This window comes from Methylobacterium sp. A54F, assembly GCF_053346035.1.
Genome location: NZ_JBKFBF010000093.1, coordinates 1 through 319, shown reverse-complemented (window position 1 = coordinate 319; position 319 = coordinate 1). Strand labels below are relative to the sequence as shown.

At 75.5% G+C, this 319-nt stretch carries 1 pseudogene; it reads right to left on the bottom strand.

The window, feature by feature from the left end:
* Window positions 1-319 (bottom strand): annotated as a pseudogene (locus tag ACLBXP_RS25485) (sigma-54-dependent Fis family transcriptional regulator); the annotation flags it as partial.

Here is a 319-nt window from a genome sequence, read left to right as displayed (position 1 = left end):
CGGCGACCTCGGCGGCCCGCGCCGCCGGGCCAGCCGGTGCGGCCGGGAAAGACTCACCCTCCGGCGTCATCACGGCCTCGGGCCCGGTCTCCGGACCGGCGGCGAGCAGCACCGCCCGATGAAGGGTGTTCTCGAGTTCGCGCACGTTGCCGCGCCAGGGGCTCCTGGTGATGAGGGCCTGCGCCCCGCGGCTCAGCGCCCGCACCGGCAGCCCGTTCACCTCGGCGTACTTGCGGGCGAAGTGGCCGGCGAGTTCGAGGATGCCGCCCGGGCGCTCGCGAAGGGCCGGCAGGCGCAGGTGCACGACGTTCAGGCGGTA